Annotated in this window: 6 protein-coding genes and 1 pseudogene; 5 read left to right on the top strand and 2 right to left on the bottom strand. The window is 58.5% G+C overall.

Translation table 11 applies throughout. The annotated features are described in order from the left end of the window. Nucleotides 1-212 precede the first annotated feature (212 nt). The 5 genes and pseudogenes from AC19YT_RS21110 (at nucleotide 213) to pgnE (ending at nucleotide 4,717) form a co-directional block, all read left to right on the top strand. The gene (locus AC19YT_RS21110) at nucleotides 213-704 is read left to right on the top strand and encodes a nucleotide-binding domain-containing protein (protein WP_256347053.1); all 492 of its coding nucleotides are present in this window, start codon (nucleotides 213-215) and stop codon (nucleotides 702-704) included. A gap of 566 nt (nucleotides 705-1,270) precedes the next feature. Beyond that, a complete protein-coding gene (locus tag AC19YT_RS21105) occupies nucleotides 1,271-2,314 on the top strand; it encodes an AbrB family transcriptional regulator (protein ID WP_500610926.1) in 1,044 nt (347 codons plus the stop codon). A gap of 89 nt (nucleotides 2,315-2,403) precedes the next feature. Beyond that, nucleotides 2,404-2,778, top strand: a pseudogene (locus AC19YT_RS21100) (helix-turn-helix domain-containing protein); the annotation flags it as partial. Between the two features lie 132 nt (nucleotides 2,779-2,910). Then, nucleotides 2,911-3,795 carry a sugar nucleotide-binding protein gene (locus AC19YT_RS21095; RefSeq protein ID WP_095109679.1) on the top strand — a complete coding sequence of 295 codons (885 nt, stop codon included), beginning with the start codon at nucleotides 2,911-2,913 and terminating at the stop codon, nucleotides 3,793-3,795. Beyond that, nucleotides 3,788-4,717, top strand: a complete 930-nt coding sequence (gene pgnE, locus AC19YT_RS21090) for a UDP-N-acetylglucosamine epimerase PgnE (RefSeq protein ID WP_095109678.1) — start codon at nucleotides 3,788-3,790, stop codon at nucleotides 4,715-4,717. The genes AC19YT_RS21095 and pgnE overlap by 8 nt, the downstream gene beginning before the upstream one ends. A gap of 58 nt (nucleotides 4,718-4,775) precedes the next feature. Here pgnE and AC19YT_RS21085 read toward each other — a convergent pair whose 3' ends face one another. Together AC19YT_RS21085 and AC19YT_RS21080 are read right to left on the bottom strand one after the other, a co-directional pair. Further along, nucleotides 4,776-5,474 carry an OmpW/AlkL family protein gene (locus AC19YT_RS21085; protein WP_095109677.1) on the bottom strand — a complete coding sequence of 233 codons (699 nt, stop codon included), beginning with the start codon at nucleotides 5,472-5,474 and terminating at the stop codon, nucleotides 4,776-4,778. 120 nt (nucleotides 5,475-5,594) lie between these two features. Continuing rightward, nucleotides 5,595-6,113: a DUF3299 domain-containing protein gene (locus AC19YT_RS21080; RefSeq protein WP_095109676.1), complete on the bottom strand. Its 519-nt coding sequence runs from the start codon at nucleotides 6,111-6,113 to the stop codon at nucleotides 5,595-5,597. Nucleotides 6,114-6,115: the final 2 nt, after the last annotated feature.

The following is a 6,115-nucleotide window of genomic DNA, read 5'->3' as shown; positions in this document are numbered from 1 at the left end:
CTGAGTCAGCTGCCGGTAATGCGTAGTCATCTGCGCTTGAATCCTTCGGTGTGAGAGCCTGGATTCTACCGGTGGCTGGCTCTCTGCCTCTCGTTTCAAGCGTTGCGCTTATTCTATGAATTCAGGATTGGCTGGATACGGCCCGTACTGACTTTGTCCGCGCTGCGGAACAGGGAGATCTGAACACTATTATTGACGCTTTGGCTCCAAGGATGGGGCGTGAGTTGGTTGAAAAAGCGGCTAGCAATCCTGGGCAGAAATTGCTGAGCGAGGCTTCCGTCATCAAGCGCGCGAAAAGCGCGTTTCAGAAGTTGGTAGATGCGCCGCATCGCAAACCGGTTGCTTGGCCAACCGTTCCGGTAGGTTATGTTCAGGTCGAAGGAGCTATGGCCAGAAATGGCTTTAGAGAAACCGTGTTTCATAACGATGGTGTGCCTTTGCCTAGAGGATCTTCGTTGAGCTTTGTAGCGAACACAGACGTGCCCAGACCATTCAAAATCTATTGGCAGATAGTGAACACAGGTGAGGCGGCAGCAAAGGCAAAAAAACTTCGGGGGGGATTCGAGCAAGCCACGGTGACAACGGGGACGCTGATAAGGAGAGAAGATGCTTCCTACGCAGGATCCCATACCATTGAATGCTTTGTGGTCAAGGACGGTTACTGCGCCGCTAGAAGTGGACTTTTTGTAGTCAACATCCAGTAAAGATATTTTCCCGACGAACGGTGTGTCGGTGTTTGCCGTAGTTGGGCCAAAACCATTTTGTTAGGTTTTGCACGGGTTTTGGTGTCGAAATGGCCGAAAACTTACAGAATACGGTACATAATAAAATCAGAAAAATTACGGTTTTATCAGATTCGTCCTTCTATCTAAGAGGTTTCACTCACTCACTCGCACAGTTTGGTCGCCTTTCTGGTGTTCATAACCATTCTAGAGAGCACCTTAGCGAAAACTGTAAAGTTTTCCTTGAAGAACCGCGCGCTTGCGGGTTTTTTTCATTTTGAGCGTGTGAAAAATCCCTCCATGGTCTTTTATTTGGTGCGCACCATGTGAAAAACATAAGTTATGGAGGTGTGATGGATTTATCCATGCGTAGGTTTGTAGGTAGCGACGGTGAGCGGCCTTCTCAGGTGTTGGCTGGGCAGTGAATTTACAAGGCCGCTCCCCGAAAGCTTTCGCCCGATATTTCATTCGGTGGAGGCTGGCAATCCGCGAGGGGGAGTGAGGTAGGCTACAGTTTCAAGGTTTTTTATCATGAAAGGGTGGGGTCTATGCCAGCATTAAGATGGGTGATGCTATCACTTGTATCCATCTTGCTGACCTTGGTTTTGGAAGCTGTCGGTGTGCCGGCAGCTTTCATGATCGGGGCGATGGTGAGTGGCATATTTTTTGTTGTAATCGGTTCCAGTCTGGTACTTGACAAGCGATATTCAAATCTTGCACAGGCGGTGATCGGAACATTTATAGGCAGCGCTTTGCACCCCGAGTTTATTGAGGCGCAGAATGTTCCATTTCATATTTTTGTGCTGGTTACGCTATCCGTTCTGGGGCTGAGTATATTTACCGGTGTACTGGTGACCAGAATAAAGTTTTTACTAGGTTCCACAGGGCTTTGGGGAACGCTTCCGGGTGCTGCGCCCATGATGATCATTCTGTCCGAACAGTATGGGGCGGACTCGCGTTTGGTTGCCTTCATTCAATACAGCCGTGTTGTATTGGTGGCCTTGATCGCTTCGTTTGTGGTCGGTAACTTTCAGACCGCAAGTAGCCCCGAGCCTTGGTTTGACATTAATGATTCGGGGCAGTTGGCACCTGTTGCCGTAGTCGTTGCCAGCATGATTCTCGCGTCGATCATGCGCTCTCCCGCTGCGAATTTTGTCGGAGCGATAGCAATAGCAGCAATCGCTCAGTTCGTTTTCAAGGTTTCGATGGTGCCTCCGAAATGGCTTCTGACCCTGGGGTTCGTTTTTCTGGGCTGGAGTGTCGGTCTGCGTTTTTCGGAGGATGTGAGGCATGCGGCGAAAAAAGCATTCCTGCGGGTAATTCTGCTTTTGCTGGCGATGATTGCGTGCTGCTATCTGGTGGGCTGCCTGCTGGTTCAGTTCTTCGGCGTCGATCCTCTGACTGCTTATCTGGCCACCAGCCCCGGTGGTGTGGATTCGATAGCAATCATTGCTCATGGAACGTCTGTAGACATGTCATTCGTGATTGCCATGCAAATGACCAGGTTCATCATTCTTCTTTTTTTCGGGCCGGCGATCACTCGCTTCGTCTTCGAGCGATTGGTTAAATCCCGTGTCGCTACTGCCCAGTGAGTACCGTAGACATCACCGAATCTGACATCCTCGATGATATTCACAAATGCATTCAGAGCGGTGAGCCCTACGAGCTCAATATTGAGTCTGCCAACTTGATTCCCCATGGCGATGGGGCGGTGCTCAAGGTCCAACATTGGTTGCAAGGCAATGGCGCGGTGGATGTGTCGGTGGCGGCGATGGCGCAGTGCGCGGGCCTGGAGGAGCGCACGTTCCTGCGGCGTTTTCGCGCCGCCACAGGGCTTAAGCCGACGCAATACTGCCAGCACCTGCGGGTCGGCAAGGCGCGCGAATTGCTGGAGTTCACCCAAGGCACTATCGACCACATCGCCTGGACGGTGGGTTACCAGAACCCCAGCGCTTTTCGCGCCACCTTCAAGAAAATCACCGGCCTGGCGCCGAGCGAATACCGCACGCGTTTTGGTGTGGGTTCGCCCACGGTGGTGCGGGTGGCGGCGCACTGAATGGGCGTACTTTGTAAGTGACGGTTGCGCTGCAAAGCCGCAAAATGCAACGATTCCGGCAATCATCACGGCAAGACCTCCGGGTTTTTGCGCATCAACAATCGTTCTCGACAGACTGGGCCTGCTGACTTTATGCGAATGCGCCTTATGTTATTGGGCGGCGGGAATGCCCTCGGGCAGGCGCTGATTCGCCTCGGTGCGGAAGAAGACATCGGTTTTCTCGCGCCCCGCCCACCGCAAGACGGTTGGGACGCCGCGAGCTTGACGCAACTGCTCGACGACACCCGCCCCGACGCCTTGATTAACCTCGCCTACTACTTCGACTGGTTCCAGGCCGAAGCGGTGGCCGAGCCACGCCTGGCCGAGCAGGAACGCGCGGTGGAACGCCTCGCCGAGCTGTGCCAGCACCACAACATCATCCTCCTGCAACCCTCCAGCTATCGCGTGTTCGACGGCTCGCGGGCCACGGCCTACAGCGAAAAAGACGAGCCGGTGCCGTTGGGCCTGCGCGGCCAGGCGCTATGGCGGATCGAGCAAAGCGTGCGCGCTACGTGCCCGCAGCATGTGCTGTTGCGCTTTGGCTGGTTGCTGGACGACAGCCTCGACGGCACCCTGGGGCGTTTCCTGGCCCGGGCCGAAACCGCCGAAGAGTTGCTGATGGCCGACGACCGGCGTGGCAACCCGACCCCGGCCGACGACGCCGCCCGGGTGATTATCTCGGTGCTCAAGCAGCTCGATTGCGCCGCGCCCCTGTGGGGCACGTACCACTACGCCGGGCACGAAGCCACCACGCCGCTGGCGCTGGGGCAGGCGATTCTCAGCGAGGCGCGGCAGTTGCACCCCCTGGCGATCGAAGCGCCTACCGCGCAGGCCCACGCCGCGCGCCCGGATGCTGGCGAAGAACCGCAACACGCGGTGCTGGCCTGCAAGAAAATTCTGCACACTTTCGGGATCAAGCCACGTGCCTGGCGCGCGGCGCTCCCGGGCTTATTGGATAGGTTTTATCGTCATGGCTAAAGGCATTGTCTTAATCACCGGCGGCGCCGGTTTCATTGGTTCCCACCTGACCGACGCACTGTTGGCCAAGGGTTACTCGGTGCGGGTGCTTGACGACCTGTCCACTGGCAAGCGCAGCAACCTGGCGCTGGATAACCCCAAGGTCGAGCTGATCGTCGGCGACGCCGCCGATGCCGCGTTGGTGGCCCAGGCCATGGCCGGGTGCCAGGCTGTCGCCCACTTGGCGGCAGTCGCATCGGTGCAGGCCTCGGTGGACGACCCGGTACGCACCCACCAGAGCAACTTCATCGCTACCCTCAATGTTTGTGAGGCCATGCGCGAGCACGGCGTCAAGCGTGTGGTGTTCGCCTCCAGCGCGGCAGTGTACGGCAACAACGGCGAAGGCCAGGCCATCGACGAAGACACTCCCAAGGCGCCGCTCACGCCCTACGCCTCGGACAAACTGGCCAGCGAGTATTACCTGGATTTCTACCGTCGCGAGCATGGGCTGGCGCCCGCGATCTTCCGCTTTTTCAACATCTTTGGCCCACGCCAGGACCCGTCTTCGCCGTACTCCGGGGTCATCAGCATTTTCAGCGAGCGGGCGGCCAAGGGCCTGCCGATCACCGTGTTTGGCGATGGCGAGCAAACCCGCGACTTCCTCTACGTGGCAGACCTGGTCGGCCTACTGGTGCAAGCCCTCGAAGCGCCGAGCCTGGAAGTGGGCGCGGTGAACGTCGGCTGGAACCAGTCCATCAGCCTCAAGCAATTGCTGGTGGCGCTTGAAGGCGTGGTCGGTTCGCTGCCCGCCATCAGCCATGGCCCGGCGCGGGCCGGCGATATCCGCCATTCGCGGGCCAACAACCAGCGCCTGGCGCAGCGTTTTGAGCTGCCTGTGCAAACACCGCTGACCGTGGGCCTGGCGCGCCTGCTCGGCCGCTGAGCATTCGACGGGCATAAAAAAGGCGCCTTCGCAGGCGCCTTTTTCGTGGGCGGGGTACTTAGAACTTGTAGCCCAGGCCAACCATGTACACGAACGGATCAACATCAACGTCGACCTTGGCGCGGGTGCCAGGGGATACGCCGTCGTTGTTCACGTAGGCGGTGGTTTCGATGTCGATGTAGCGAACCTGGGCGTTGAGCATGATTCTGTCGGTAATCATGTAGTCGGCGCCCAGTTGAGCGGCCCAGCCCCAGCTGTTGCTGGCGCGGAAATTGTCGAAACCGGCGGCTTGCGCGTCGCTGCCAACGTGTTCGTCATAGATCCAGGTGTAGTTGATGCCGGCGCCCACGTAGGGTTGGAATGCGGACTTGGTGTCCAGCGGGTAGTAGACCACGCTCAGGGTTGGCGGCAGGTGCTTGAGGGAGCCGAGCTTGCCGTTGGCTGGGGCCAGGGCAGTGCCTTTGATTTTCACGTCGTGTTCAAACGGCGTGGCGGCCAGCAGTTCGAGACCCCAGTGGTCGGTCAGCATGTAAGCGAAGTTCAGACCCAGCTGAGTGTCGCTGTCCATGGTGGCTTTGCCGCCCAGGTCGTGACCAGCCAGCGCGCCGCGGTCTACCTTGACGCTGGAGGTGTCGGCTTTCGGGTTGACGGTGATGGCACCGGCACGCACGAGGATGTCGCCAGCCTGGTGGGCGTGGGCGATCGGCGCGGCGAGCGCGAGGGCAAACAGGGAAGCGCTAAGCAAAGACTTGTGCATGGGGGCTCCAAAGGACGTTTTTAGTTGGCTGCGTCCAATGGTAGTGATGACCCAGGGGCAGGCTTTGACACAGCTCAATGAAAACGCGATGGAGCCCGTAAACAGGGAACCTTTTGCGTTTTACTCGGGCAACTCGTAGAGATAGATCTTCTCGGCGTCCATCTGGTAGCCGGCATCGGCCAATTCGCTGCTGGACGCTTTGACCTGCAACGCGCCCTCGATCCAGTACGGCTGGTACAACTCTTCGAGCTTGACCCCCACTTCGCTTTTCACATGCACGATCTGGTTCGACGGCGGTGGCGGCACGTGGATGCAGGCGCCGAAGTAGGGCACCAGGAGGAAGTCCGTGGTGCGCCCCGCCTCGTTGACCTCCAGCGGCACGATGTAGCCCGGCAGGCGGATGCGCTCACCGTTCAGGCCCTTGACCACCGGCGCGTCGGGCATGTCCTGATGGGCGGCGGGGCCGGCCTCGGCGGCCAGGGCATCGCTGAGCTTGGCCAGGTCGTGCAGGGGCGTCATGTTCGGCTCGACTACGGGCGCGTCGGGCGGGATCATTTCCGACCAGGTCAGGTCCCGGGGTTCGGCCGCCCACGACGGCAGGGCAACCAGTAACAGCAGCGCAAGCAGGGCGCGGGGCATGC

This window comes from Pseudomonas sp. MF08875 (genome assembly GCF_059862525.1).
Note: the sequence above shows the minus strand (reverse complement) of the source record. Positions and strands in the feature narration are given on the sequence as shown.